Genomic DNA, 25,843 nt, shown 5'->3' with positions numbered 1-25,843 from the left:
CAGTCTTCGTCTCCGTCACGTCTGTCTCAGTCCTGTTCCCGCCGGAGGCCGTCAGTCCATGCGTCGCGTTCCTCGTACCAAAGTCCGGCCCGGACACGGGCGCGTCGGACTTGCCGCCGCAGGCGTGCTGTTCGTCGCCGCCGCCACCTTCCCCACCAGCATCGCCTATCAGGACATTGCCAGCCTTGTCGTCGATTCCATCAGCCCGGCAACCCGCTGGGCGATGACGCTCGGCGTCGGTCCGGGCGGCGAGAGCACGGTGGTCGGCCCGCGCCTTCCCGATGTCAAGGACGGCTCGGCCCGCCTCGAGATGAACGGCGGCTCCATCGTCATTGAGGGCATGGGCGACGTGGTCACCGGCGCGGTGGGAAGCTCCGCCTTCGTGCCCGATGAAGACCGCATCGACCGCAGCTGGAAGGGCGACCTTCCGATGACCATCACCACGCCGCCGACCGAACGCGGCTTTTCCGCCGGCTCCCTCACCCTCGGCGACGCCAGCCGCCTGACGCCGCCCGCCGTGCTGCCGACCATGGCCTTCGAGGCGTCGTCGGCGCCGCTGTCCGTTCTGGCGGTGTCGCGCTTCATCGGTCCGAAACCGACCACCGCCGTCGCCGACCTCGCGCCGATCCCCATCCCCCAGCACAAGCCCGACCGGACGATGCTGGTGGCCGCCAGCTATCCGTCGCGCGCCTATGCCCCGGCCGAGACCGGCGCCGCCGCCTCGGCCCTGCTCGCCGCCTATGCGCCCGACAGCTCGGTGGTGAGCCAGGACATGTTCGCGCCGTTGTTCGCCATGCCCGGCGACAAGCCGGCGCCGCCGGCGCCGGTGGTTCGCCCCGGCGATCACTGGTGGTCCGCCAACCCGCTGCCGGCCAGCGTCTGGGACGATGCGCAGCAGAAATGCCTTGCCGAGGCGATCTACTTCGAGGCCCGTTCCGAGCCACGCAAAGGCCAGCTCGCCGTGGCTCAGGTGGTGCTCAACCGCGTCAAGAACCCGGCCTATCCCGACACCATCTGCAAGGTCGTCTACCAGAACCGCGACAAGTACAACGAATGCCAGTTCTCGTTTGCCTGCGACGGCCGGCGCGACGTGGTGTTCGATCAGGCATCCTGGCGGCAGGCCAAGCAACTGGCCGGCGAGGTGACGAGCGGCGCCGCCTGGCTCGACGACGTCGGCACGTCCACCCACTATCACGCCACCTACGTGCGGCCGAACTGGGCCAGCGTGTTCAAGAAGCGGGCGAAGATAGGGCTGCACGTCTTCTATCAGACCATCAACGGCGGCTGGAGCTGAGCGACGGGCCTTGTGGCGCTTTCCGCCGCGATCCCTCGTGGTCTTCCGTCCTGGCGCGCGTCTATTCGGGGATGACATTTTTCCCCGAACCGACTAATCAGACGCAGCATTCCAAGACGACCGGCAACAGGCCGGGAGGACCCGAGGACCACCATGCCCGATCTTTTCATCGAACTCTTCTCCGAAGAGATCCCCGCTCGCATGCAGGCGAAGGCCGCCGACGATCTCAAGGGTCTGGTGACGAACGGTCTGGTGGAAGCCGGCCTCACCTATGAAAGCGCCGGCGCCTTCGCGACGCCGCGCCGTCTGGCACTGACCATTCACGGGCTCAACACCCGCTCGCCGGACATCCGCGAAGAGAAGAAGGGGCCGCGTACCGACGCGCCGGCCGGCGCCATCCAGGGCTTCCTGCGCGGCGCCGGGCTCGACGACATCGCCAAGGCGCGCGTCGTGTCCGACCCGAAGAAGGGCGACTTCTACGTCGCCGACCTCGTCAAGCCGGGCCGCGCCGCCGAGGAAATCATCGCCGAGCTGATCCCGCAGGTCATCCGCAGCTTCCCCTGGCCGAAGTCGCAGCGCTGGGGCTCGGGCACGCTCCGCTGGGTGCGGCCGCTGCATTCGATCGTCTGCACCTTCGGCCCCGAGACCGAGGAGCCCGTCGTCATCGACTTCGAGGTGGACGGCATCCGCTCCGGCAACACCACCTACGGCCACCGCTTCCTGGCGCCGGAGGCGATCAAGGTCAGGCGCTTCGCCGATTACGTCGAGAAGCTCGAAAAGGCCAAGGTGGTGCTCGATCCGGCCCGCCGGCGCGACATCATCCTGCATGACGCGCGCGACCTCGCCTTCGCCGCCGGCCTGGAGCTGGTCGAGGACGAGGGGCTGCTGCATGAGGTGGCCGGCCTCGTCGAATGGCCCGTCGTGCTGATGGGCACCTTCGACGCCGCCTTCCTCGACGTGCCCGACGAGGTGATCCGCGCCACCATCCGCGCCAACCAGAAGTGCTTCGTGCTGCGCGACCCGAAGACCGGCCGCCTCGCCAACCGCTTCATCCTCACCTCCAACATGGCCGCCACCGACGGCGGCGCCACCATCATCGCCGGCAACGAGCGCGTCATCCGTGCCCGCCTGTCGGACGCCAAGTTCTTCTGGGACGGCGACCTCGCCATTCCCCTGGAGACGCTGGTGCCCAAGCTCGAGGGCATCACCTTCCACGAGAAGCTCGGCAGCCAGGGCGACCGCGTGCGCCGCATCGTGGAACTCGCCCGCAAGATCGCGCCGCTGGTAGGCGCCGATGCCGAGAAAGCTGCTCGGGCCGCGTTGCTCGCCAAGGCGGACCTCCTCTCCGGCGTGGTCGGCGAGTTCCCCGAAGTGCAGGGCCTGATGGGCCGCTACTACGCCGCCCATGGCGGCGAGGATGCGGCGGTGGCTGCCGCCATCGAGGAGCATTGGAAGCCACAGGGCCCGTCCGACCGCGTGCCGACGGCTCCGGTGTCCATCGCCGTGGCGCTGGCCGACAAGCTCGATACCCTCGTCGGCTTCTGGGCGATCGACGAGAAGCCGACGGGCAGCAAGGACCCGTTCGCGCTGCGCCGTGCCGCGCTCGGCGTCATCCGCATCATTCTCGACAATGGCGTCCGCCTGCCGCTCAACGCCTATGCAAGCAAGACGCCCGATCTTCTCAACTTCTTCGCGGACCGCCTCAAGGTGCAGCTCCGCGAACAGGGCACCCGCTTCGACCTCGTCGATGCCGTGTTCGCCCTGGGCGGTCAGGATGACCTCTTGCTGATCGTCAAGCGCGTCGAGGCGCTGGGCGCCCTGCTCGCCACCGACGATGGCAAGAACCTCTTGGCCGGCTACAAGCGCGCCGCCAACATCCTGAAGGCCGAGGAGAAGAAGGGCACGGCCGTCGCCGACGCCGTCGACGCCGGTCTGTTCAAGGACGCCGAGGAGAAGGCGCTGGCCGCCGCCGTCGAGACGGCCGCCAGGACCGCCCATGACGCGGTGGCCGGCGAGAACTTCGAGGGCGCCATGAAGGCGCTCGCCACGCTACGCGCGCCGGTCGATGCCTTCTTCGACAAGGTTCTGGTCAACGACGCCGACGAGAAGGTCCGCGCCAACCGCCTCGCTCTCCTGACAGTGCTGCGCGACGCCTGCCATCAGGTGGCCGATTTCTCGAAGATCGAAGGCTGAGCCTCGGTATTTCTGACAGTAAAAAGCCGTTCGCCGATGCTGGCGGGCGGCTTTTTTTGTTCGGCTACGGAACCAAACTCAACCTGAAATCGTTACGATTCGAGAATTGTCTTTTTTGCGCGTGTATTGTGCAAAAAGGCTTGGCATATACGACTTTCGGCGTATGCTACTCCCAATGTCTATCGCTAACGGATGAGCGCTGTTGACCTTTTCGCTGTTCTCTCCGCATGACCGCCTTGCCTCCCTTCTCCTTCCCCATTCGGGTGCCTGCGTTTGCAGCACCGACGGCAGCCATGATTTCTCCCACCTCCTTCGGGTGTGGAAGAACGCGACCGTCATCTCCGATAACGAAGGCGGGGATACCGAGATTCTTCTCGCGTCCGTTCTTCTGCATGACTGCGTCGATGTCGAGAAGAACTCACCCGACCGTCCCCGCGCGTCGCAACTGTCGGCGCGAAAGGCGCGCGGCATTCTCGACGACATCGGCTGGGACGCCGAGCGGCGGGAAAAGGTGGCGCATGCCATAGAGGCGCACAGCTTCTCGGCCGGCATCGAGCCGACGACGCTGGAAGCCCGTATCCTGCAGGATGCCGATCGTCTCGACGCCATCGGCATGATCGGCGCGGCGCGCTGCTTCTACGTCGCCGGGCGGCTCAACAATCACCTCTACGACGCCGGCGATCCCTCGGCCGAAGAGCGGCCGCTCAACGACAGCCGCTTCGCCCTCGATCATTTCATGACCAAGCTGTTCAAGCTCTGTGATGGCTTCAAGACGGCAACCGGCCGCCGGCTGGCCTCCGAGCGCCACGCCCGGCTGCAGCGCTTCTACGACGACCTGCTCGAAGAGATCTGAGAACGGCCTATAGAAGACCCTTCATCCGGATCAAGCCCAGCGCGGCAACCGTGGTGGCGTCGCGGATGATGCCGCCGGCGATCATCGCATCGACCTCGGCGAGCGGGAAGGCACGCGAGACCAGATCGGCCTCCTCGGCTTCGAGAGAGGTGGCGCCCTGCTCCAGATCCTCGGCCAGGAAGACGTGATAGCGCTGCGATGAATAGCCATAGGCGAGGAACAGCTCGCCGACGCGCGTCATCGTCTTGGCAACGATGCCGGTCTCTTCAGATAACTCGGCGCGCGCCACCTCTTCGGGCGGCACGTCCGGCCGCGTCTCCCAGGAGCCTTGCGGCACCTCCCAGTAGCGACCGGCGACCGGGTAGCGGTACTGCTCGACGAGATGGATCAGGCCGCGCGCCCGATCGACGGCGGCGATGGCCACGAAGTCCGGCTTCTCGACGACGCCGTAGATGCCGCGCGAACCATCGGGCCGCTCGATGGCGTCCTCGCGGACGCGCATCCAGCGGTTCTCGTAGACGACCTGACTTCCAATGGTGCGGATATCCGCCGCCATGTCAGATCAGGCCGTGCTCGGCCATCCAGGCGGAGGTGATCGCGGCCTGGCTGCGCGAGGTGATCTTCAGCGTTTCGAGGATCTTGCCGACATGCGCCTTGACGGTGGCCTCGGAGATTCCAAGCTGGTAGGCGATCTGCTTGTTGAGGAGACCGTCGCCGAGGAGCTGGAACACCTTGAGCTGCTGGGGCGACAGTTCGGCCACCAGCGCCGAACGCTCCAGCACCGCCTGCGACACCGCCGAATTGTCGGCGCCAACCTCGATGATCGTTCCGCCGTCGAGCACGGTTTCGATGGCGGCGGCCAGCATGTCCTCGGACGACCGCTTGCCGATGAAGGCACGGCAACCGAGGTCGAGGCAGCCCTGCGCCAGTTCCTCGCCGGAGTTGGAGGAATAGACAGCCACGAAGGCCTTGGGCGCCAGCGAGCGCACATGCTTGATGGTATCGAGGCCCCGCATGCCGGGCATGACAAGGTCGGTGATGACCAGCGTGTTGTCGCCGGTATCGAGAACGGCGTCGGCAAGTTCGTCGTAGCTGGTGGCGAGAATCGGCTGCTTGAAACCGAAACGCTTCTTCAGGATGCGAACCACCGCCGACTGGATGATCGGATGGTCTTCGGCAACGATGGCCGTCCAATTCTGGCCGACGTCGGCCGGCTGCGCGTCTTCTACCCGCTCGTTCATCAATCCACCCTACCCGCTAGAACGAAATGACCATTACATGTTCGGATAATTGGGTCCCCCCGCTCCCTCCGGGACCGCCCAATCGATGTTCTGGTTGGGGTCCTTGATATCACAAGTTTTGCAGTGAACACAGTTTGTGGCATTGATTACATAACGCGGTCCGATATTTGGCTCGTTTATCCACTCGTAGACGCCGGCCGGACAATAGCGGGCGGACGGGCCAGCGAAAACATCGAGCTCGGAGACCTTTTGCAGGTCGGGATCCAGGAGCTTCAGATGCACCGGCTGGTTCTCCTCATGGGCGGTGCCCGACAGGAAAACCGATGACAGCCGGTCGAAGGTGAGCTTGCCGTCCGGCTTGGGATAGGCGATCGGCTTGAAGCGCTCAGCGGGCTTCAGGCAGTCGGCGTCCGTCTTTCCATGACGGAGCGTGCCGAAGAGCGACACGCCGAATAGCGTCTCCAGCCACATATCGAGACCGCCGAGACCGATGCCGAGAAGCGTGCCGAACCGCGACCACAGCGGCTTGACGTTGCGCACCCGCCTCAAGTCCTTGCCGATGGCCGAGGTGCGCCAGCCGGCCTCATAGGAGGCCAGCTCGTCACCGGAACGGCCGGCCGCCACGGCTTCGACAACCGCGTCGGCGGCAAGGATGCCCGAGTGCACCGCGTTGTGGCTGCCCTTGATGCGCGGCACGTTCATGAAGCCGGCCGAGCAGCCGATCAGGGCGCCGCCGGGGAAGACGAGCTTGGGCACCGACTGCCAGCCGCCCTCGGTGAGCGCCCGCGCGCCATAGGCGATGCGCTTGCCACCCTCTAGGGTATCGCGGATGAGCGGATGCGTCTTGAAGCGCTGGAACTCCTCGAAGGGCGACAGATAGGGATTCTCGTAGTTGAGGTGGACGACGAAGCCGACGGCCACCTGATTGTTGTCGAGATGATAGAGGAAGGAGCCGCCGCCGGTGTTGCTCCCGAGCGGCCAGCCGAAGGAATGCTGCACGAGGCCGGGCTTCGCCTTGTCCGGCGCAACCTCCCATAGCTCCTTGATGCCGAGGCCGAACTTCTGCGGCTCACGCCCCTCGTCGAGCCGATAGCGCTCGATCACCTTCTTGGTGAGCGAGCCGCGCGCGCCCTCGGCGAACAGCGTGTATTTGGCGAGAAGCGCCATGCCGCGCTGGTAGTTGGGGCCGGGCGTGCCGTCCTTCTTGATCCCCATGTCGCCGGTGGCGACGCCGATCACCCGGCCGCTCTCATCGTAAAGCACCTCGGCCGCCGCGAAGCCCGGATAGATCTCGACGCCGAGCGCCTCGGCCTTCTGCGCCAGCCAGCGGCAGACGTTGCCCAGCGACACGGCATAGGCGCCGTGATTGCTCATCAAGGGCGGCATCAGGAAGTTCGGCAGGCGGATGCCGAAGGATTTGAACAGGAAGAGGAACCGGTCGTCGGTGACGGGCGTCTTGAACGGATTGTCCGGGTCGTCGCGCCAGTCGGGCAACAGCGCCGAAATACCGCCGACGTCGACCACTGCGCCGGAGAGAATGTGGGCGCCAACCTCCGAGCCCTTTTCGAGCACCAGCACCGAAATGTCCTGCCCGCTCACGGACGCCTGCTGTTTGATGCGGATGGCGGCGGCAAGGCCGGCCGGGCCGGCGCCGACGATCACCACGTCGAATTCCATGGACTCGCGTTCGGGCAGCTCGGTGGTCATGAGTGTCCCTCTTTTCGGGCAGCAGATCGCCATCGTCGCGTGCATCATCCGCGCCAAGGTCGCCCGGAGGCGCTTGGGTGAAAACACGGATCATGCGCGTCGCTGCCCTTCAATCACGATCCTGAGGCGCGATCAAACGCTTTCCGGCGCAGCGAGATCCGCCGACGGGGGCGGCGACGTTTCCTCGGCGACCATCCTGCTCTATAGAAGGGCCATGCCGTCCGATCCGACGTCCCTTCCCCCTGGCTTCGACGCCGCCGCTGCCCTTCTCGAATGGTATGCGGCGATGGGCGTCGACGTGACGCTGGCCGATGCGCCGCTCGACCGTTTCGAGGAAAGCGCCAAGGCCAAGGCGGCGGCGGAGGCAGCCCGGCGGCAGGCGCCGCCGCCCGCTCCGCGCGGCCCGATGCCGGCGATCAACCTCCCGCCGCATGCAGCCGCCGCACGCCCCGCCCCGGCGCCCTCCCTGACGCCCAGCCAGACGGCGCAGGTGCCGACGGAAGCCACGGTGATGCAAGCGCGCGCGGCCGCCCAGTCGGCTCAGACGCTCGACGAGCTGAAGGCGCTGATCGAAGCCTTCGACGGCTGCAATCTCAAGCTCACAGCCAAGAACACGGTGTTTGCCGACGGCAATCCAGCGTCGAAGCTGATGCTGGTGGGCGAAGCGCCCGGCCGCGACGAGGATATCGAGGGCCGGCCCTTTGTCGGCCGCTCCGGCCAGTTGCTCGATCGCATGCTCAATGCCATCGGCTACAGCCGCAGCCACAACGCCTATATCGCCAACGTCATCTACTGGCGGCCGCCGGGCAACCGCGACCCCTCCGACGTGGAGGTCGCCATCTGCCGGCCGTTCATCCTCAGGCAGATCGAGCTGATCAACCCGGAGCTGATCGTCTTCCTAGGCGCGCAGCCGGCCAAGGCGCTTCTGGGCGGCGATGCGGTCAAGCAGGGCATCAACAAGCTGCGCGGCCGCTGGTGCGAGCTGGAGATCGGCGGCAAGCGCTTCAAGGCGCTGCCGACCTTCCACCCGGCCTATCTGCTCAGGACGCCGATCAAGAAACGCGAGGCGTGGCGCGATTTCCTGACGGCCAAGGTCTTCCTCGAAAACGGCGGCATGCTGCCGCCAACGTAACGCGGCGAAAGACGGAAAAGCCAGTCGGTCTGTAAGCCGGGTTCTGTGAGCGGTTTCCCGCCTGACGACCATTCATCTGGGACGGCCGTTGCCGGACGCCTCGTGCAACCAACCCGGACGACTGGCCCGGAAACAGGCTGGGCCGAGGCCCGCGTCATCCCTATTCGGTCTTGCTCCCGGTGGGGTTTGCCATGCCGGTCCCGTTGCCGGGCCCGCGGTGGTCTCTTACACCACCTTTTCACCCTTACCCCGGCGCACCGGGGCGGTTCGATCTCTGTGGCACTTTCCCTGAGGTCGCCCTCGCCGGGCGTTACCCGGCACCGTGTTTCCGTGGAGCCCGGACTTTCCTCCCGGACGGGCTTTCGCCTGATGTCCGCGCGGTCGTCCGACCGACTGGCGGGGAGCCGTGTGGCACGCCCCCGCCATAAGGTCAAGATCTCAGCCTCAGTCGCCGGCGCGCCTCCGGCGCTTGGCTTTCGCTCCGCCTCCGTCTTTCGGAAGGCTGCGCACCCGAAAGACTCGCTTGGCGCCGGAAGCCGCAAGAAGCGGCTTCGGTTTTCTAGCCTCAGTCGCCGGCAGCGCTCCGCGCCTTGGCTTTCGCGCTGCGCGCGGGCGCCGCTTGGCGCCGGAAGCCGCAAGACGCGGCTTCAGAGCGAGGCGACGTAGGTGCTCACTTCCGAGCAATAGGCGCGGGAGATGCGGTTCATGCGCGTGGCGCCATGGCCGGCGTTGTAGCGAAGGATGGTGCCGCAGGTGTCGCCGCCGGCCAGCTTGTAGGCGCCGGCGAGATAAGCCATGCCCCACTTGAGATTGGTCTCGACGTCATAGAGGCCGGCGGCGCTGCCGGAATAACCGAGACCGCGGGCGGTCTGCGGCTTGATCTGCATCAGGCCGATCTCGCCATGGCGGCCACGCGCCTTGGGATTGAAGCGGCTCTCGTGGCGAACCACCGCCTCAGCCAGCTCGGCCGGCAGGCCGGCGGCCTTGGCATGGGCGGCGATGCGGCTGCGAAGGGTGGCGTTCGGAGCCCCCTTGGCGGCGGAGGTATCGAGTGTCTCGGTCGCGACGGTCGCGGTCTTGGTCTTCGCGCCGAACCACAGCTCGAAAAGGCTGTCGGGCTTCTCGGCATCGGCAACGGCGGCGGGCACTTCGGCCTTGCCGGATTGGACGGTGTCGGCCATGGCGGGAGCCACGATGGTGCCGGTGAAAAGAAGCGTAGCGGCAAACGTCTTGATCAGGGTCATGCGGTCTCTGTTCCATTGCCCTCCCAGCGGTGGGCAAGGAACTGACGGACAAATCGGGCCATGGGAGGCCGTCAATGTGGCGCATGCCAGCCATGCAGTCGCGAAATCATCCCCATCTTCGCCGCATTGATTATGCAGCCGACGAAAGATCAGGAGGCGCGCGAAGCCTCGAAAGCCGCCGCGACACGCGTGAGTGTATCAAGCGTCGACGGGTCGGCGCGGCCGTCGATGAGAGCCGGCCGCCAATGGCGCTGGAAGGCGCGGACGACCGTCTCGGTGCGCTCGTCGAACTGGCCGGCGATCGGCGCATCGAAGCCGATGGTGACAAGAAGGCGCTGAAGTTCCAGGACTTTCTCCCCCTCGTCACCGAAGGCCAGCGCTTGCCCGTGGTCGAGTGGCGCGGGCGGCACCCAGAGGCCGATGCCGAAGGCGGCGCACCATTCCCAGGGAAACAGCTCGCCCGGATCCTCCTTGCGATCAGGGGCAACGTCGGAATGGGCGACAACCTGATGCGGCGGAATGAAGTGCCGTGCAAGGATGGACCGGCAGAGGCCGATCACCGCCTCGATCTGCCGGTCGGGAAAGGGACGATAGCCGAACTCGTGGCCGGGATTGGCGATCTCGATGCCGATGGAGCGCGAGTTGAGGTCGGTGAGGCCCTGCCAGAAGGAGCGGCCGGCATGCCAGGCGCGGCGGCTTTCATCGACCAGTTGGAAGACGCGGCCGTTCTCGAACACCACATAGTGGCTCGACACCTGCGAGCGCGGATCGCACAGCCAGTCGCGGGCGCCCTCCTCCGAGCGCATGCCGGTGTAATGCAGGACGAGGTGATCGATGGCACTACCGGGTGACCGATGCCCTGAGTTGGGCGAAGACCAGGCGCGATCGATGTCGTAGGGGCTCATTGCGGCGGCTGCAGCTTCATCCACGAGAGCGTCGGATAGTCGTAAAGCGCGCCGGTCCGCCCGTCACTCGCCTCGAGGATGGAGACGATGTGGGGGGCAAGGTCGGCAGGGGTTGCGAGCGTGTCCGGGTCCTCGCCGGGCATGGCCTGGGCGCGCATGCGCGTCCGAAGCGGTCCGGGGTTGAGGAGGTTGACGGCGATGCCGAAGTTCCTGACTTCCTCGGCATAGGCCATGACGAGCGCGTTGAGCGCCGCCTTCGAGGCGGCGTAGAGCCCCCAGAAGGGAGCGCCCTTCCAGGCCGCGGCCGAGGAGAGGAACAGGCAGCGACCGGCCGGCGACTGGCGCAGGAGCGGGTCGAGCGAGCGGATCAGCCGGTAGTTGGCGGTGACATTGACGGCAAAGGCCTGATCCCACTTCTTCGGGTCGATGTGACCGACCGGCGCCAGACCGCCCAGAAGACCGGCGTTGCCGAGGAGCGCATCGATGCGGCCGAAGCGCTGATTGAGCGCGGCGCCAACTTCGTCGATGCGGGCGGGGTCGGCGAGATCGAGCGGCACCAGCGAGGCGGAGCCGCCGGCGTCGCGAATGGCGTCGTCCAGTTCCTCGAGCCCACCCTGCGTGCGCGCAACGGCGACGACGTGCCAGCCGGCGCGGCCGAGCGCCAGCGCCGCCTCGTAACCGATGCCGCGCGAGGCGCCGGTCACTACCACGATGCGTTTTTCAGTCACCCTATCCCCCCGAGGTGATCAGCCGGCGTCGGCCAGCAGCGATAGCTGACGCACCGGACCAGAGCCGGCGGCATCGGTCAATGTGGTCGGGTATTCGCCGGTAAAGCAGGCGTCGCAGTATTGCGGCAGCTCGTTGTTGCGCGCCGCCGAGCCAACAGCACGGTAAAGACCGTCGATCGACAGGAAGCCGAGGCTGTCCACCTGGATGTAGCGCGTCATCTCCTCGATCGACATGCGCGACGCCAGGAGCTTGCCCTTTTCCGGGGTGTCGACGCCGTAGAAGCAGGAGTCGGTGGTCGGCGGCGAGGCGATGCGCATGTGCACCTCGGCGGCGCCGGCCTCGCGCATCATCTGCACGATCTTCAGCGACGTGGTGCCGCGCACGATCGAATCGTCGACGAGAACGATGCGCTTGCCTTCGATCACCGTGCGGTTGGCGTTGTGCTTCAGCTTGACGCCCATGTGGCGGATGGTGTCGGTCGGCGAGATGAAGGTGCGGCCGACATAGTGATTGCGGATGATGCCGAAGTCGAAGGGAATGCCGGAGGCCTCGGCAAAGCCGATGGCGGCGGGCGTGCCGCTGTCGGGCACCGGGATCACCACATCGGCGTCGGCCGGCGTCTCGCGGGCAAGCTCGGCGCCGATGCGCTTTCGAACCTGATAGACCGACGTGCCGGCGTAGACCGAGTCTGGCCGGGCGAAATAGACATACTCGAAGATGCAGAAGCGCGACGGCCGCCGGTCGAAGGGGCGCAGGCTTTCGATGCCGCGCTCGGTGACCACCACCATCTCGCCAGGCTCGATCTCGCGCACGAAATGGGCGCCGATGATGTCGAGGGCGCAGGTCTCGGAGGCGAGGATGACCGCGCCGTCGAGGTCGCCGAGGATCAGCGGCCGGATGCCATGGGGATCGCGGCAGCCGATCATCTTCTCCTGGCTCATGCAGACGATGGAATAGGCGCCTTCGATGGCCCTCAACGCGTCGACCACCTTGTCGACCAGCGCCGCCTTCTGGCTGGTGGCGACGAGATGCAGGATGGTCTCGGTGTCGGAGGTTGACTGGAAGATGGCCCCCCGGCGCTGCAGATCGCGCTGGATGGTCATGGCGTTGGTCAGGTTGCCGTTGTGGGCGAGCGCGAAGCCGCCGGCCGACAGTTCGGCATAGAGCGGCTGAACATTCCTGAGGCCGGAGCCGCCGGTGGTGGAATAGCGCGTGTGGCCGATCGCCCGGTTGCCAGGCAGGCGGGCCAGCACCTTGGTCTTGGTGAAGTTGTCGCCGACGAGGCCGATGTGCCGCTCGGTGTAGAACTCCTTGCCGTCGAAGGTGGTGATGCCGGCCGCCTCCTGGCCGCGATGCTGCAGAGCATGCAGGCCGAGGGCGGCGAGCGCCGAGGCGTTTTCCACGCCAAACACGCCGAAAACGCCGCATTCCTCGTGGAAGCGGTCGTCATCGTCGGCGGCGAACGGGTCGAGGGTGAAATCGTCCATGGTCGGCCTACCCACTTTCGAGATTTCATCTGATCCCGACCGATTGCCTCGCAAGGCCGGGGATGCCGGAAGATCGCGGCGTGCAGCCGGACTTTCCGAAAGGCAAAAGCAAAAGCCGACCCGATCAGCCGGATTCCGCATCGGCGGTGCGCGATGCCCGAGGACGCCCGAAAGCCATCGCGCAGGCAGGCATATAATGCATTCGGCGCCGTCTTCAAAACGTCAAATGCGCCGGACGGATCCGACGCATTCGCATATCGCCCTCCTCCGGCCGCTCACGGCTTGGGCGAGGCGGTCGACTGGATGAGCTGGTCGAGGCCGTTCTGCTCGCCCGGCCGGTAGGCGCCGTCATTGGGCGCGGCGCCACCCGGAGCCGCGCCGGGAGCCGGATCGCCAGGCGCCGCGTCGTCGGCCGGCGGCTGCGTATCGTCGCCATCCGGCACGGTGGTTCCATCGTCGAGGCTGGGGTTCTGGAACTGGTCGAGGATCTGCTTCTCGGGATCCTCCGGCAGCGCCGCCATCAGCTGGGCACCGAGCGCGTTGAGCATCGGCCGCGACTTGGCCTGCGCCACCCAGGCCGGCTGGGACGCTTCATCGTGGATGAACCAGTTGAAGAACAGCATGCCGACGACGACCAGCAGGAGGCCGCGCGCCGCACCGAACACGAAGCCCAGCGTGCGGTCGAGCGGACCGATGCGGCTGTCGAGCACATAGTCGGAGATGCGCATGGTGATGAAGCTGACGATGATCAGCGTCAGCACGAAGACGCCGCCGGCCGAGGCCACCAGCGCCAGCTGCTTCTGCGAGATATGCGGCTGAACGAAAGGCAGGACGTCGTCGTAGAGCAGGAAGGCGGCGATGGCGGCGGCGACCCAGGCGGCGATCGACAGCACTTCGCGCACGAAGCCACGGATCATGGCGAGCAACGCCGAGATCAGCATGACCACGATGAGGATCCCGTCGAGTAGCGTAATCGACATCTCTGCCCCTTTGGCGCCGAAGCCCGGCCCTGATTCCTTCACGCCGATACCGAATTAACGGTAACGGCCCGAAGTCGCAAATTCAATCAATGACTGCAATGACGTGCATCGCCGTTCGCTTACCCGCGCTGCTCGCGGCGAGGCGCCCCGCCGGCACCGTCGGCGGCGATCCGCGTGACGAGATCGACGAGTTGGGCGACGGCCGCCCGCTTCAGTCCGTTGGGCGCCTCACCGTTCGCCAGCTTGGGTCCGACGGCCCGAACGAAGCCCAACTTTTCGGCTTCCTTGAGGCGGGCGGCGGCATGTGCCACCGGACGGACGGCGCCCGACAGGCTGACCTCGCCGAAATAGACGCAGTCATGCCCAAGCGGCGCGCCGGCCAGCGACGACACCAGCGCCGCGGCGACGGCGAGGTCGGCGGCGGGCTCCTGGATGCGAAGCCCGCCGGCTACGGCGAGATAGACGTCGTGCTGGCCGAAGCGCACGCCGCAATGAGCCTCCAGCACGGCGAGAATCATGGCGAGGCGGCTGTTGTCCCAGCCGACGACGGCGCGGCGCGGCGTGCCGAGCGAGGTGGGCGCCACCAGGGCCTGAATTTCCACCAGCATCGGCCGCGTACCCTCCATGCCGGCGAAGACGGCGGCGCCGGCCGACGAACCGTCGCGCTCGCCCATGAACAGTTCCGACGGGTTCGGCACCTCCCGCAGGCCGCCCCCCGTCATCTCGAACACGCCGATCTCGTCAGTGGGGCCGAAGCGGTTCTTCACCGACCGCAGCACGCGGAAATGCCGGGCGCCGTCGCCCTCGAAATAGAGGACGGCATCGACCATGTGCTCGACGACGCGCGGCCCGGCAATGGAGCCGTCCTTGGTGACGTGGCCGACCAGAACGACGGTGGCGCCGCTCTCCTTGGCATAGCGGACCATGGCCTGGGCGGCGGTGCGCACCTGCGTCACCGTACCAGGGCCGGACTCGACCACTTCGGTCCACAGCGTCTGGATGGAATCGATGACGACCAGATCCGGCACCGGGCCGTCGGCCAGCGTCGTCAGGATGTCTTCCACCGAAGTTTCGGCGGCGAGCGCCACCGGCGCATCGGACAGGCCGAGCCGCTCGGCCCTGAGGCGCACCTGCGCCACCGCCTCTTCACCGGAGACGTAGACGACACGTGCACCCTTGCGGGCGAGGGTCGCCGCCGCCTGGATCAGCAGGGTCGACTTGCCGATGCCGGGATCGCCACCGACCAGAAGCGCCGACCCGCGCACAAAGCCGCCGCCGGTGACGCGATCGAGCTCGGCGATGCCGGATTCGAGGCGGGGTGTCTGGGCGATCTCGCCCGACAGTTCGACGAGCGGCACGACGCGTCCCTTGCGCATCGGCCGCCCCTTCTGACCGAAGACGGCCGAGCCTATCGTGGTGCCGCCACCCACTTCCTCGACGAAGGAGTTCCAGGCGCCGCAGGCCTCGCACTTGCCCACCCAGCGCGAGCTGACGGCGCCGCAGGATTGGCAGACAAACTGGGTGGTGCGCTTGGCCATGACGTCTCCGCTACGAGCTCCCATCCGCGAAAGCTGCGGACAGGGTTGACGAACCATGACCGAGTGTTCCTGTTTTGTCCACAGCAAAACGTCGAACCCTCCCATGCGTCCAGGGAAAAGCTCCCTCTTGGCAAAGGGTTGGCAGCCTAGCACGCTGGAGGGGTGACAAAGGTCGCAAGCCGGTCAGGCGCCTTAGTTTTGTCGCCATTAGCCAACAAACAACGCTTCTATTGTATGTGTTCTCCCGTAGCCGGGAGCCAAGGACCGCACCATGAACCCGACCAAGACGATGATTGCCGATGCCCTCCGTCGCTTCCAGATCGAGGCCACGCCGGCCTGGACCAGCCTCGCGGCCGGCGGCGACAAGCCTGAACTCGATCACATCGAGCCGCATTCCAACTCGATCAGCACCGTCGACTGCCTGTTCGACGGCAACGCCACCATCGTCTTGAAGGGGGAGCGCGCCCTGTCCGCGCGCATCTTCGGCCGCTTCGATTCCCGCCGCGCCGAAGTCGAGCGGATCATCATCGCCGCCTGAGCCCAAAAGAAAAGCCGACCGGCGGGCCTTCGCCGATCGGCTTCTCAATGGCTTGGACTGCGCGTTTTCAGATGACGCCGGCCACGATGGCGACGACGAACAGAAATGCTGCGCAGACAACGAGGGTGTTGAGGCTACGGGTTAGGCTCATCGCGGGTCTCCTTCGTGCCTTCACGACCACCCGCCTGCCGAAGCATCGTCGTCCGGGCGGTCGCGGAAACAGAACGTTTCAACCTGTTCATGAGCTCCGCCAGCGGCGGAACCGTCGTTCGCGCGGCCGTTGCAGTGCGCAAAGGCCGCCACCCAGGTGATCGGGCTTGAACGAAATCTTAACCGCCTCCCGCCCGAGCGCAACCATTTTCAGCCTCAGCGCCATGGGCAATAAGGCGATAGCGTTCCAACCTCCTGCCAGAGAAGCGGAATTTCTTTCCACACGTCGAGGTTTTGCGCCCTGGCCGGTGGAAAACCATACCTGAGCCGGCCAAGGATCGACGGATTCAGGTGGTGAAAAGATAGTTCCGGATCTCGGACGCCTGATGCTCGATGTCGGCCACGCGATGCTTGACGACGTCGCCGATCGACACCATGCCCACCAGCTTTCCGTCCTCGACCACCGGCAGGTGGCGGAAACGGCCGGCGGTCATCATGTCCATGAGGTCCTCGACCGTGTCTTCGCGCGTGCAGGTGCTGACTTTGCGCGTCATGTGGGCGGTGGCGAGCTCTTCAAGCACGCGCGCGCCATGAAGCGCCAGCGAGGCGACGATGTCGCGCTCCGACAGGATGCCGATGACGCGGCGATCGCCGTCGACGAAGATCAGGGCGCCGATCTTGTGACCGGCCAGCCTTGCCACCGCCTGTCCCAGCGTCATCGACGCATCGCCGGTGATCACGTCTTCGCCCTTGACGGACAGAATCTGTTTGACGGTCGTCATTTTCCATCCCTCCAGCTTGTCCCGAGACAGGAAGGCCGCCAGTGGCCGGCGGTCTCTTCCTCGTCGCCCCCTTCGTCATAGGATGGAATGAAACGAAGGGTCTGGCAAGCTCGACCTAGGGATTTTCCCTTAGAGCCTTCGCCGACCAAATTGAAAGACTTGGTCGTCCAGCGAAGGCTCCAGGTCATTTGCTGGAGCAGCCGCTTTTCGATCAGGTTCAATCAACCTGATCGGCGGGTGCTCTAGCCGGGTCGGTTAGCCGCCGTCGGCCGCGGATCGAACAGGGAAAACAGGAGGATGCCGACAATATAGCCGAGCGCGTTCTGCAACAGCGCCCGGCCGTCGAGGCCCGACGAGGCATAGAGGATGGCAAAGAGGGCGTTAGCGGCGAAGATGAAGCCGAGCAGTTGCAGCACCCGGACGTTCGACCACATCTCGACGATGCCGAGCGCCGGCTGGCGCCAAGTGTCGCCGCCCATGGTCATGATGCCGCTGAGCCCCGCGGCGTAGATGAAGCGGATCGCCGCACCGAGCAGGGCCGCCACCACGAAATTCGGGCCCAGAAGTATCTGCTCGCCACCTCCGGACAGCAGCCAAAACAGACCGGCTCCGGCGGCGGCCGACACGGCGGTGAAGCCAACGAAGCGCCAGGGCCCGAACCGGCGGGCCACGGCGGTGCCAAAGGCCGCCAGCCAAAGGAGATCGAAGATCAGGCTCTGCAGCGTCGGGCTGAGGAAGACATAGGTGAACGGGCTCCACAGGCCAGCCAGCCAACCACCGGGAAAGCCAATGCCGGATGCCAGATAGTCGTAGCGCATCGGCGTGAAGCAGAAGGTGAGAAGGAAGGTCGCCGCCCCGTCGCCGCCGAGATACCAGGTACGGCCGATGAAAATGCCGGCCGACAGGAGGATGAAGGCGAGGATCACCTTGGGCAGGTTGAACATCGGCTGGTGATTGTCGTTGTCACTCTGCATCGCGGCTTCCTCAACGCCCGCCGTGCCGCGAGCCAGGACAGGGCTTTATCGCAAAGGCGGGAACCGTGCCAGAGCGTCGTCAAAAAGAGACAGGCGGCGCGGACGAGTGCCGCGATGACGCAGGCATCAGTCGATCGGGCGATCATAAAAACACAGCCGTCGCGATAACCTGTTGCAAACCAAGACTGCGGCGAAAGATCGGACGCCCGGTAACCAATCGACCTTCCGCGAGGTTCTGTCCGGGTCGCTGCCGGTTTTCACGCAGAAGTCGAGGAGTGGACACCCTACTCGCCGGTCATTTTTCAACTGCCGATCCCCGTTCCCGTCAGAACATTGGGGACAACGGGCCTCTCCTGGCACGAGGCCTGCTCAGGAAGCATCAGGTTGGTTTAGGACGGGGTGCCCGTGTGCCGAAATGGCATGGCGCTTCGTCCAACACCGGCAGTTTGAGCCGGTGTCGGTCTGGTCTTGCGGGGATTTCGATGAAAAGCGTCGTCGCGCGTTCTCTTTATGATTATTGGACGAACCTGCGCGGCCAGCGGGCGGCGCCGGAGCGCAACGAAGTGGACCCGGCAGCCATCCGTGGCATCCTGGGCGACACCTTCATTCTCGAAGCCCTCGACCGCCAGACCTATTCCTTTCGCCTCGCCGGCACCCGCATCTGCGCCGCCTATGGCCGCGAGCTGAAGGGCCGGAACGTGCTCGACTTCTGGTCTGGCAAAGACCGGGAATCGATTGCCTGCCTGCTAGCGGCTGTGGTGGAAGACGGGGCCGCCGCCGTGTTCGGCCTCAACGCCACCAATGACCGCGGCCAGATCATGCCGGTCGAGGTCATGTTCCTGCCGCTCCGGCATCAGGGGACGAATCACACCCGCATTCTCGGCTGTTTCGCGCCGATGGATCAGCCTTACTGGCTCGGGCTCTATCCGGTGGTTCGCCAGCCGCTGCAGAGCCTCAGGCTGATCTGGCCGGATGAAAAGCCGGCCTTCCTGCTCAACAGCGAAAAGGTCGACGGCACGCATGCCCGTGCGCCGGTGCGCCACGAGCCACCGCCGCTCAGCATGGACCGCCGCCGGCCCGCGCCCCACATGCTGCCGGGGCGGACCTTCCGCCATTTTCGGGTGATCGAAGGCGGCCGGGCCGACTGAAAACGGTTGTACGGAGCCTCACTAAACTCAATTTTAAGGTTGGGTGCGTAGCGTTGCACGCTGAGCGGCCGCGTTTGGCCGACCAGTGGAATGCGGCATGGCAACCCTCGCGGCTCCGACGCCTCCTCGTGCGAGCAAATTTCCCAAGCCGGAACGTCGGCGGTTTCAGCGCGTGAAAATCGACGTGCTGGGCCGTTTCATGCTGCCCAACCGCAATGAGTATCCCTGCCAAGTTCAGGACATGTCGCCGGGGGGCGCGGCGCTGATCACGCCGGTGTCCGGCGTCGTCGGCGAGCGGGTCGTTGCCTATATCGACCATGTCGGCCGCATCGAGGGGCAGATCACCCGGCTGTTCGAGGGTGGCTTTGCCATGACGGTGAACGCCACCGCCGGCAAGCGCGAGAAGCTCGCCGCCCAGCTCACCTGGCTCGCCAACCGCGACACTCTCAACCTGCCCGAGGATCGGCGTCACGAGCGCATCACGCCGCAGCGTCCGTTCTCGAACCTCGTCCTGCCAGACGGCCAGGAAAGCCGCTGCAAGATCATCGACGTGTCCCTCTCCGGTGCAGCGGTCGCCACCAGCGTCAAGCCGCCGCTCGGCACGTCGATCACCCTCGGGCGCATGCGGGCCCGCGTGGTCCGTCATTTCGGCGACGGCATCGCCGTGGAATTTGCGATGCTGCAGTCCGAGGACATGCTGAAAAACAATCTCTAGCGTTCGTGCCGTTCAGGCCGACCCAGCGTGATTGCGGCTGCCCGGGACCCTCGGGCCATCCGAGGAAAGCCGCGACATTGCCGCTTTCCGGCGTTTTCACTTCGATAACCACGCCTTGATGTTTGCACCGTCCGGCCGCTTTCCGACCCGGGCCGATGCTGGCCCATGCGCGCGCCGATCGCCGCCGACCATGGCACTCCCTTCCCAGCCCTGAAACCACGGAACCTGTGCCAACGGCGGACACCCCGCCTGGCAGGGTTAATGCAGCGTCCGCAATGAGGCGTGCCGAAGTCGGACAAGTCCAGGAGTCCGGGCCGGTCGGGGCAACCCTTCGCCTCATGAGGCGTTAATGCTGGGCCGACAGGCCCGTTCCATGGTGGACAGGAAGTAAATATGGCCCATCCGATTAGTATAAATAAAACCTAAAACACTCCGATAATTTTCGTAAACAGATCATTTCCTGAATACCTTCGTTTTGATTCCCTCATTTCACGCGACCGAAAAACAAATGTGCCATTCTCCTGACAACAACAGGGAGACGTCACGACGATGAAAAAGATCGCGACGCTAAAGACAATAGCTCCATTAGCTTTGGCTCTGCTTGCGGCCAATACTGCCATGGCTGCGGAGAAGCTGATGAGCATCCACGGCGTCGCGGCTCCGCCGATCGGCTATGTGCAGTTCTGCGCGGCCTATCCCGCCGACTGCCGCGCCGAAAAGGATGTCGATCAGGTCGTCACCCTCACCCAGGCGGTGTGGAACCAGCTCAACCAGATCAACACGGCCGTCAACACGGCCGTCTTGCCGGCCACCGACATGGAGATCTACGGCGTTCTGGAACGCTGGGACTATCCCAAGCTCGCCGGCGACTGCGAGGATTATGTCCTCGAGAAGCGTCGGGAGCTGATGCGCTCGGGCTGGCCGGAAAGCGCCCTGCTGATCACGGTGGTGCGCGACGAAACAGGTTCGGGACACGCTGTCCTGACCGCCCGCACGAACCGGGGCGACGTCGTGCTCGATAACAAGACCGACAGGATTCTGGTTTGGGCGGACACGTCCTACACCTATCTCAAGCGCCAATCGACGCGCGACCCCAACACCTGGGATCTCATCGAAGACGCACGCGCCTCGCTGGTCGGCTCGCTGAAGTAATCGGTTCCCAACGTTGTTCAAAAGGCCGTCATGCCCGACCGGGGCAAGGCGGCTTTTCGATTCCCGCCGACCGGCCTGATCCAAGATGGCCGAAGGGATGCCTGACGCGCCCACATCAGTCGAGCGCCACGATTTCCTCAAGAAAATTTACGAGATCCTTAACAACTTCCAGTTTAAGGGCATCCTTGCCACCGACAGGATGTTTTCCGCATCGGCCGGTTGCTGCCGCTTGAGCCGGTTAGCTAGGCGTCTGAAATTTCCCGCAAAATCACCGTTTCTGAAATGCGCCCTGAAAGTTCTTCAATTGATATTTTGTTCACCATATCCTAGGTTTTATTTCACTTCGTTATTTTTGCTCGCTAAAATTACCAAGCGCAATCGGACTACCCGCCCGTAGCCGGCTGAACGGATCTGACTCGCCTTGTGTTTCCTTACGGTTGACGATTTATTGTCAGGGAAGGCACCTCTCGCGTCGAGGTGAACTGAGCCATGCACAATACAAGTCAGAACGATTCAGTTGACGACGGAAGGGCGGCTGTTCCGTTGGTGATCCACGATCTCTGCCGCACCGTTCGGGCGTTGTCGCACGAACAGCGCCTTGCCATTCTGGTGCATCTCTCGCGCAAGGAATGCTCGGTCGGCGAGCTTGAACGGAAGCTGGACCTTCCGCAACCTGCGGTATCACAACAGCTGGCCCGCTTGAGATCAGACGGCCTCGTCGTGACCCGTCGCGAGGGACGGACCATCTATTACTGCGCCCATCGCCAGCGCATCGGCGATTTTCTGGCCGGCCTCAACCGCCTTCTCGTGTGATCCCGGCCGACGGCATGTGCCGCCAGGCCCCCGCCTTTCCATGACCTCCATAGAATGAGCCGCGCGAGATGTTTCCCACGCGGCTCTCTTCATGCGTCCTGATGGAGGCCCGTCACCGTCACTTCAGGGCGGCGTCGGTGATCTCGTGCGTCCAGGCGCCCTCCGGCTTCTTGGTGATGATCTTCTGGTCGAGCACGGCCTTCTCGGTGCGGGCATAGGCCGCTTCGTCGAGGACGCCGGTCGAGTCCCCCAGGAGCTTGGCGACCTCCTTGATCATGTAGAGCTGGTGTTCCTTGGTCTGAGCACCGGTGGTGTCGTTGTCGAGAACGATGTCGGCGGCTTCCTCGGGATTGTCCTTGGCATAGGACCAGCCCTTCATCGAGGCGCGGACGAAGCGGATCAGCTTGTCTTTGAAGGCGGTATCCTTGAGGCTCGGCTCCAGCACGTAGAGACCGTCCTCAAGCAGGTTGTCGCCCATCTCGGTATAGGAGAAAACGGTCAGCTTCTCAGGCGTGTAGCCGGCGTCATAGGCCTGACCGAGTTCGTTGTAGGTCATGACGTGAATGCAGTCGGCCTGCTTCTGGATGAGCGGCTGCACGTCGAAGCTCTGCTGCAGCACCTTGACGCCGTCGGCGCCGCCTTCGGTCTTCAGGCCGTATTTGTTCATCAGCGCGAAGAAGGGCACCTCGTTGCCGTAGAACCAGACGCCGATGGTGTGACCCTTGAAGTCCTCCACCTTCTTGATCGGGCTGTCGGCGGGGCAGATGATCTCCAGGCCGGCGTTCTTGTAGGGCTGGGCGATGTTGACGAGCGGCACGCCCTTTTCGCGAGCGGCGAGCGCGGCGCCCATCCAGTCGACGATCACGTCGGCGCCGCCGCCGGCGATGATCTGCTCGGGAGCGATATTGGGGCCGCCGGGCTTGATCTCGACCTCAAGCCCCTCGGCCTCGTAATAGCCCTTGTCCTTGGCGACGAAATAGCCGGCGAACTGGGCCTGCGTCACCCATTTCAGTTGCAGCGTCAGCTTGTCGGCGGCTTCGGCCCCGAAGGCCGTCAGGGCCACGGCGCCGGCCAGCGCCAGCTTGGTCACGGTGTTGGTCATGTCGTTCCCCTTTTTTGATTGCCGGCGGCGAAGACCGTCGCCGGGTTCACCTCCGCCCTTTGCGGACGGATGGATGCCAGAAGGTCACGCGCCGCTCGATCAGCGCGATGACGCCGTAGAAGACCGAGCCGAGAATGGCCGCGACGCCGATCTCCGCCCAGACCATGGCGGTGTTCATGCGGCCCATTTCGGTGGAGATGCGGAAGCCGACGCCATAGGTCGGCGCGCCGAAGAACTCGGCGACGATGGCGCCGATCAGCGCCAGCGTGGAGTTGATCTTCAACGCGTTGAACACGAAGGGCCAGGCGGCCGGCAGGCGCAGGCGGCGCATCTCGTCGCCCCAGGTGGCGGCGTAGGTGCGCATCAGGTCCCGCTCCATGTGGCCGGCGGCGGCGAGGCCAGCTTCGGTGTTCACCAGCATGGGGAAGAAGGTCATCAGCACGATGACCGCCGCCTTGGACTGCCAGTCGAAGCCGAACCACATGACGGCGATCGGCGCGACGCCGACGATGGGCAGCGCCGATACGAAGTTGCCGAGCGGCAACAGGCCGCGTTTCAGAAAGTCGGAGCGGTTGATGAGGAGTGCGGCCAGAAAGCCCAGGCCGCATCCGATGACATAGCCCGACAGCACCGACTTGACGAAGGTCTGGACCACGTCCTCCCAGAGGGTCGGTAGCGCGTTCACGGCCGCAGCGAGAATGACCGTAGGCGCCGGCAACAGGATTTCCGGAACCCCGAAGCCGCGGGTCACCAGCTCCCACTCGGCAATGAGCATGACGCCGAACAGAAGCGGCACGGCGAGATCGACGGCGCGGCGCGACGCCGGCACCGTTTCTCCGAGGTGGACAAGGTAGACACAGAGCCAGGAAATGCCGAGCGCGACGCCGATGATGGCGGTCAAGAGGAGAGCGAGCATCAGGCGGCCCTCCTCTCGGGGCGGGCGCCCATCAGGCGCATGACGATACGCTCCGACCAGCCGACGACCAGCACGAGCATGCCGGCCAGAAAGGCCGCAGCGAACAGCGCCGCCCAGATCTGGATGGTCTGGCCGTAATAGGAGCCGGACAGGAGGCGTGCCCCGAGGCCGGCCACCGCGCCGGTCGGCAACTCGCCGACGATGGCGCCGATCAGGGAAATGGCGATGCCGACCTTCAGCGAGGCGAACAGGAAGGGCACCGAGGCCGGCCAGCGCAGCTTGGTGAACACCTGGAAGTCGTCGGCATTGTAGGTGCGCATCAGGTCGAGGTGGATGGCTTCCGGCGAACGCAGCCCCTTCACCATGCCGACCACCACCGGGAAGAAGGAGAGATAGGTGGAGATCAAGGCCTTGGGCAGCAGGCCGGAGATGCCGATGGCGTTGAGCACGACGATCAGCATCGGCGCCACCGCGAGGATGGGCACCGTCTGGCTGGCGATGATCCAGGGCATCAGCGACTTGTCCATCACCTTTTGGTGGACGATGCCGATGGCCAGGAAAATGCCGAGCAGCGTGCCGAGCAGGAAGCCCAGGAGGGTCGCCGACAGCGTCACCCAGCCGTGGTAGACGAGGCTGCGCTTGGAGGTGACCGACAGGCCGGCGGTGCTCCGCCACAACTCGGCAACCACCTGATGCGGTGCCGGCAACAGCGGCTTGTCGAGCGCCCAGGACCGATACCAGGTTGCCGACGGGGTGAAGGCGAGGCCCTTCAGTTGCGCGTCGGCCACCACCATGGAATGGTTCATGAAGAGGGCCGCGACATACCACAGGGCGATGATGGCGGCGATGACCGTCAGCACCGGCACGACGCTATGGCGGAAGAAGGTGGGCTTGGTCATGCCGCCCTCCCCGGCCACTGCAGCAGCACGTCAGGCAACCCTTCCTCGTTGTCGCCGTCGGTGCGGCGATCCTCGACGAAGCCATGGCGCCCGTAGAACCGCCGCGCATCCGTGTTGGCCTCGAAGGTCCAGAGCGACAGGCCGGTCGGAAAGCGCTCCTTCGCCGCGTCGATCAGGAGACTGCCGATGCCCTGCCCGCGCGCGGTGCTGCGGAGATAGAGCGCGCTGACGAAGCCATCGGGTAAAAGGGCCAGGAATCTGTCAGCCTTTCCGCCGGCCTCGGCGACGATCACCTCCGCCGTGCCGAACACGCTCTCCCGGTAATAGCGCTCCATGTCCGACAGGGGATGAACGCGCGGGATCCAGGGCGTATCGTCGATCCAGGCGCTGTGGATGCCCGCGCACTCCGCCATCTCGGACGGAAGCGCCGGGCGCAGGATGACTTCAGTCGTCATAGCTGTGCCCTGCTCTGAGACCGTCGCGTACGCGTTGGGCGAGCTTCAGGAACTCCGGCGTCTCGCGGATATCGAGCGGACGGGGACCGCGCGGCAGATCGCTTTCGACGATGTCGTGAATGCGGCCGGGGCGCGGGCTCATCACCACGATCTTGGTGGAGAGATAAACCGCCTCGGGGATGGAATGGGTGACGAAGACCACCGTCTTTTTCGTCTTGGCCCAGAGCTGAAGAAGCTGCTCGTTGAGATGGTCGCGGACGATTTCGTCGAGGGCGCCGAAGGGTTCGTCCATCAGGAGAAGGTCGGGTTCGACCGCGAGGGCGCGGGCAATGGAGGCGCGCTGCTGCATGCCGCCCGATAGTTGCCAGGGATATTTCTTCTCGAAGCCGGTGAGGTTGACCAGCGCGAGGTTACGCGCGATGCGCTCCTCCTGCTGGGCTCGGGTCAGGCCCATGATCTCCAGCGGCAGCGCCACGTTTCGGGCGATGGTGCGCCAGGGATAGAGGGCCGGCGCCTGGAAGACATAGCCATAGGCGCGATCGAGGCGGGCGAGTTCCGGCGTGGTGCCATTGACGGAGATCGAGCCGCCGGTCGGTTGCTCAAGGTCGGCGATGACGCGGAGCAGCGTCGTCTTGCCGCAGCCCGAGGGCCCGATGAAGGAAACGAAGTCGCCCTTGGCGATCTTGAGGTCGATGCCCGAGAGCGCCTGCACCGGCCCGTCGCCGGTCTCGAAGGTCAGGGATAGCGCCTCTATGTCGATGACATCCATACTTGCCGGCACCCCGAGCATCCGGCCGAAAAGTTGCAGACTTTTCGGGAAAAGCGGATGCGTAAGAAAGAAAACCGAAGCGAAGTCCCTGCAGCTCGATCGACTTCGCCCCAACGCAGAATGAAGA

25 protein-coding genes and 1 other RNA gene are annotated in these 25,843 nt (G+C 65.2%); 9 read left to right on the top strand and 17 right to left on the bottom strand.

What is annotated here, in order from left to right; genetic code table 11:
- The first annotated feature begins 58 nt into the window (after positions 1-58).
- From CXZ10_RS21555 to CXZ10_RS12840, 3 genes are all read left to right on the top strand, one after another.
- A complete protein-coding gene (locus CXZ10_RS21555; RefSeq protein WP_180335977.1) occupies positions 59-1,294 on the top strand; it encodes a cell wall hydrolase in 1,236 nt (411 codons plus the stop codon).
- A gap of 153 nt (positions 1,295-1,447) precedes the next feature.
- Positions 1,448-3,487 (top strand): glycine--tRNA ligase subunit beta, encoded by a 2,040-nt coding sequence (gene glyS / locus CXZ10_RS12845; protein WP_101289735.1) that lies wholly within the window; start codon positions 1,448-1,450, stop codon positions 3,485-3,487.
- A gap of 202 nt (positions 3,488-3,689) precedes the next feature.
- Positions 3,690-4,340 (top strand): HD domain-containing protein, encoded by a 651-nt coding sequence (locus CXZ10_RS12840; RefSeq protein WP_101289734.1) that lies wholly within the window; start codon positions 3,690-3,692, stop codon positions 4,338-4,340.
- A 7-nt stretch (positions 4,341-4,347) separates the two neighbouring features.
- On the opposite strand, the gene CXZ10_RS12835 is transcribed toward CXZ10_RS12840, so the two are convergent.
- From CXZ10_RS12835 to CXZ10_RS12825, 3 genes are read right to left on the bottom strand one after another with little or no spacing between them, the layout of a single operon-like run.
- Positions 4,348-4,896 carry an NUDIX domain-containing protein gene (locus tag CXZ10_RS12835; RefSeq protein WP_244617284.1) on the bottom strand — a complete coding sequence of 183 codons (549 nt, stop codon included), beginning with the start codon at positions 4,894-4,896 and terminating at the stop codon, positions 4,348-4,350.
- Between the two features lies 1 nt (position 4,897).
- Complete coding sequence (locus CXZ10_RS12830; RefSeq protein WP_101289733.1) at positions 4,898-5,581, bottom strand: LuxR C-terminal-related transcriptional regulator; 684 nt, start codon at positions 5,579-5,581, stop codon at positions 4,898-4,900.
- A 33-nt stretch (positions 5,582-5,614) separates the two neighbouring features.
- Complete coding sequence (locus tag CXZ10_RS12825; RefSeq protein WP_101289732.1) at positions 5,615-7,288, bottom strand: electron transfer flavoprotein-ubiquinone oxidoreductase; 1,674 nt, start codon at positions 7,286-7,288, stop codon at positions 5,615-5,617.
- 214 nt (positions 7,289-7,502) lie between these two features.
- Between CXZ10_RS12825 and CXZ10_RS12820 the strand changes: the two genes are divergently transcribed.
- Positions 7,503-8,420: a uracil-DNA glycosylase gene (locus tag CXZ10_RS12820; protein WP_101289803.1), complete on the top strand. Its 918-nt coding sequence runs from the start codon at positions 7,503-7,505 to the stop codon at positions 8,418-8,420.
- A 16-nt stretch (positions 8,421-8,436) separates the two neighbouring features.
- On the opposite strand, the gene rnpB is transcribed toward CXZ10_RS12820, so the two are convergent.
- The 7 genes from rnpB to radA all read right to left on the bottom strand — a co-directional run bounded on the left by rnpB (position 8,437) and on the right by radA (position 15,303).
- Positions 8,437-8,817: RNase P RNA component class A (gene rnpB / locus CXZ10_RS12815), an RNA gene on the bottom strand.
- A gap of 250 nt (positions 8,818-9,067) precedes the next feature.
- Positions 9,068-9,664, bottom strand: a complete 597-nt coding sequence (locus tag CXZ10_RS12810) for a lytic transglycosylase domain-containing protein (protein ID WP_101289731.1) — start codon at positions 9,662-9,664, stop codon at positions 9,068-9,070.
- Positions 9,665-9,813: 149 nt separating this feature from the next.
- Positions 9,814-10,569, bottom strand: a complete 756-nt coding sequence (locus CXZ10_RS12805; RefSeq protein WP_101289730.1) for a peptidoglycan recognition protein family protein — start codon at positions 10,567-10,569, stop codon at positions 9,814-9,816.
- On the bottom strand, positions 10,566-11,297 hold the full coding sequence (locus CXZ10_RS12800) for an SDR family NAD(P)-dependent oxidoreductase (protein ID WP_101289729.1): 732 nt from the start codon (positions 11,295-11,297) through the stop codon (positions 10,566-10,568). The genes CXZ10_RS12805 and CXZ10_RS12800 overlap by 4 nt, the downstream gene beginning before the upstream one ends.
- A gap of 18 nt (positions 11,298-11,315) precedes the next feature.
- A complete protein-coding gene (gene purF, locus CXZ10_RS12795; RefSeq protein WP_101289728.1) occupies positions 11,316-12,785 on the bottom strand; it encodes an amidophosphoribosyltransferase in 1,470 nt (489 codons plus the stop codon).
- A 275-nt stretch (positions 12,786-13,060) separates the two neighbouring features.
- Positions 13,061-13,765 carry a CvpA family protein gene (locus CXZ10_RS12790; RefSeq protein ID WP_101289727.1) on the bottom strand — a complete coding sequence of 235 codons (705 nt, stop codon included), beginning with the start codon at positions 13,763-13,765 and terminating at the stop codon, positions 13,061-13,063.
- A 119-nt stretch (positions 13,766-13,884) separates the two neighbouring features.
- Positions 13,885-15,303 (bottom strand): DNA repair protein RadA, encoded by a 1,419-nt coding sequence (gene radA / locus CXZ10_RS12785; protein ID WP_101289726.1) that lies wholly within the window; start codon positions 15,301-15,303, stop codon positions 13,885-13,887.
- A 271-nt stretch (positions 15,304-15,574) separates the two neighbouring features.
- Between radA and CXZ10_RS12780 the strand changes: the two genes are divergently transcribed.
- Positions 15,575-15,841 (top strand): hypothetical protein, encoded by a 267-nt coding sequence (locus tag CXZ10_RS12780; RefSeq protein ID WP_101289725.1) that lies wholly within the window; start codon positions 15,575-15,577, stop codon positions 15,839-15,841.
- Positions 15,842-16,338: 497 nt separating this feature from the next.
- On the opposite strand, the gene CXZ10_RS12775 is transcribed toward CXZ10_RS12780, so the two are convergent.
- Together CXZ10_RS12775 and CXZ10_RS12770 are read right to left on the bottom strand one after the other, a co-directional pair.
- Positions 16,339-16,773 carry a CBS domain-containing protein gene (locus CXZ10_RS12775; RefSeq protein WP_101289724.1) on the bottom strand — a complete coding sequence of 145 codons (435 nt, stop codon included), beginning with the start codon at positions 16,771-16,773 and terminating at the stop codon, positions 16,339-16,341.
- A gap of 242 nt (positions 16,774-17,015) precedes the next feature.
- Complete coding sequence (locus CXZ10_RS12770) at positions 17,016-17,747, bottom strand: rhomboid family intramembrane serine protease (protein ID WP_101289723.1); 732 nt, start codon at positions 17,745-17,747, stop codon at positions 17,016-17,018.
- Positions 17,748-18,229: 482 nt separating this feature from the next.
- Between CXZ10_RS12770 and CXZ10_RS12765 the strand changes: the two genes are divergently transcribed.
- The 4 genes from CXZ10_RS12765 to CXZ10_RS12750 all read left to right on the top strand — a co-directional run bounded on the left by CXZ10_RS12765 (position 18,230) and on the right by CXZ10_RS12750 (position 21,575).
- The gene (locus CXZ10_RS12765; protein ID WP_101289722.1) at positions 18,230-18,895 is read left to right on the top strand and encodes a PAS domain-containing protein; all 666 of its coding nucleotides are present in this window, start codon (positions 18,230-18,232) and stop codon (positions 18,893-18,895) included.
- A 97-nt stretch (positions 18,896-18,992) separates the two neighbouring features.
- Positions 18,993-19,610, top strand: a complete 618-nt coding sequence (locus tag CXZ10_RS12760) for a PilZ domain-containing protein (RefSeq protein WP_101289721.1) — start codon at positions 18,993-18,995, stop codon at positions 19,608-19,610.
- A 636-nt stretch (positions 19,611-20,246) separates the two neighbouring features.
- On the top strand, positions 20,247-20,762 hold the full coding sequence (locus CXZ10_RS12755; RefSeq protein WP_180335976.1) for a transglutaminase-like cysteine peptidase: 516 nt from the start codon (positions 20,247-20,249) through the stop codon (positions 20,760-20,762).
- Positions 20,763-21,251: 489 nt separating this feature from the next.
- Complete coding sequence (locus CXZ10_RS12750) at positions 21,252-21,575, top strand: ArsR/SmtB family transcription factor (RefSeq protein ID WP_101289719.1); 324 nt, start codon at positions 21,252-21,254, stop codon at positions 21,573-21,575.
- A gap of 118 nt (positions 21,576-21,693) precedes the next feature.
- On the opposite strand, the gene CXZ10_RS12745 is transcribed toward CXZ10_RS12750, so the two are convergent.
- From CXZ10_RS12745 to CXZ10_RS12725, 5 genes are read right to left on the bottom strand one after another with little or no spacing between them, the layout of a single operon-like run.
- A complete protein-coding gene (locus CXZ10_RS12745) occupies positions 21,694-22,677 on the bottom strand; it encodes an ABC transporter substrate-binding protein (RefSeq protein WP_101289718.1) in 984 nt (327 codons plus the stop codon).
- A gap of 46 nt (positions 22,678-22,723) precedes the next feature.
- A complete protein-coding gene (locus CXZ10_RS12740) occupies positions 22,724-23,593 on the bottom strand; it encodes an ABC transporter permease (RefSeq protein ID WP_101289717.1) in 870 nt (289 codons plus the stop codon).
- Positions 23,593-24,492, bottom strand: a complete 900-nt coding sequence (locus CXZ10_RS12735) for an ABC transporter permease (RefSeq protein ID WP_101289802.1) — start codon at positions 24,490-24,492, stop codon at positions 23,593-23,595. The genes CXZ10_RS12740 and CXZ10_RS12735 overlap by 1 nt, the downstream gene beginning before the upstream one ends.
- Entirely contained in the window at positions 24,489-24,947 is a 459-nt protein-coding gene (locus tag CXZ10_RS12730) for a GNAT family N-acetyltransferase (protein ID WP_101289716.1), read from the bottom strand. Before CXZ10_RS12730 ends, CXZ10_RS12735 begins: the two co-directional genes overlap by 4 nt.
- Positions 24,937-25,737: an ABC transporter ATP-binding protein gene (locus CXZ10_RS12725; protein ID WP_210199917.1), complete on the bottom strand. Its 801-nt coding sequence runs from the start codon at positions 25,735-25,737 to the stop codon at positions 24,937-24,939. Before CXZ10_RS12725 ends, CXZ10_RS12730 begins: the two co-directional genes overlap by 11 nt.
- Positions 25,738-25,843: the final 106 nt, after the last annotated feature.

The sequence above is a fragment of the Pleomorphomonas diazotrophica genome, from assembly GCF_002844595.1.
Classification (GTDB): domain Bacteria; phylum Pseudomonadota; class Alphaproteobacteria; order Rhizobiales; family Pleomorphomonadaceae; genus Pleomorphomonas; species Pleomorphomonas diazotrophica.
This window is presented reverse-complemented; position numbering and strand designations above follow the sequence as displayed.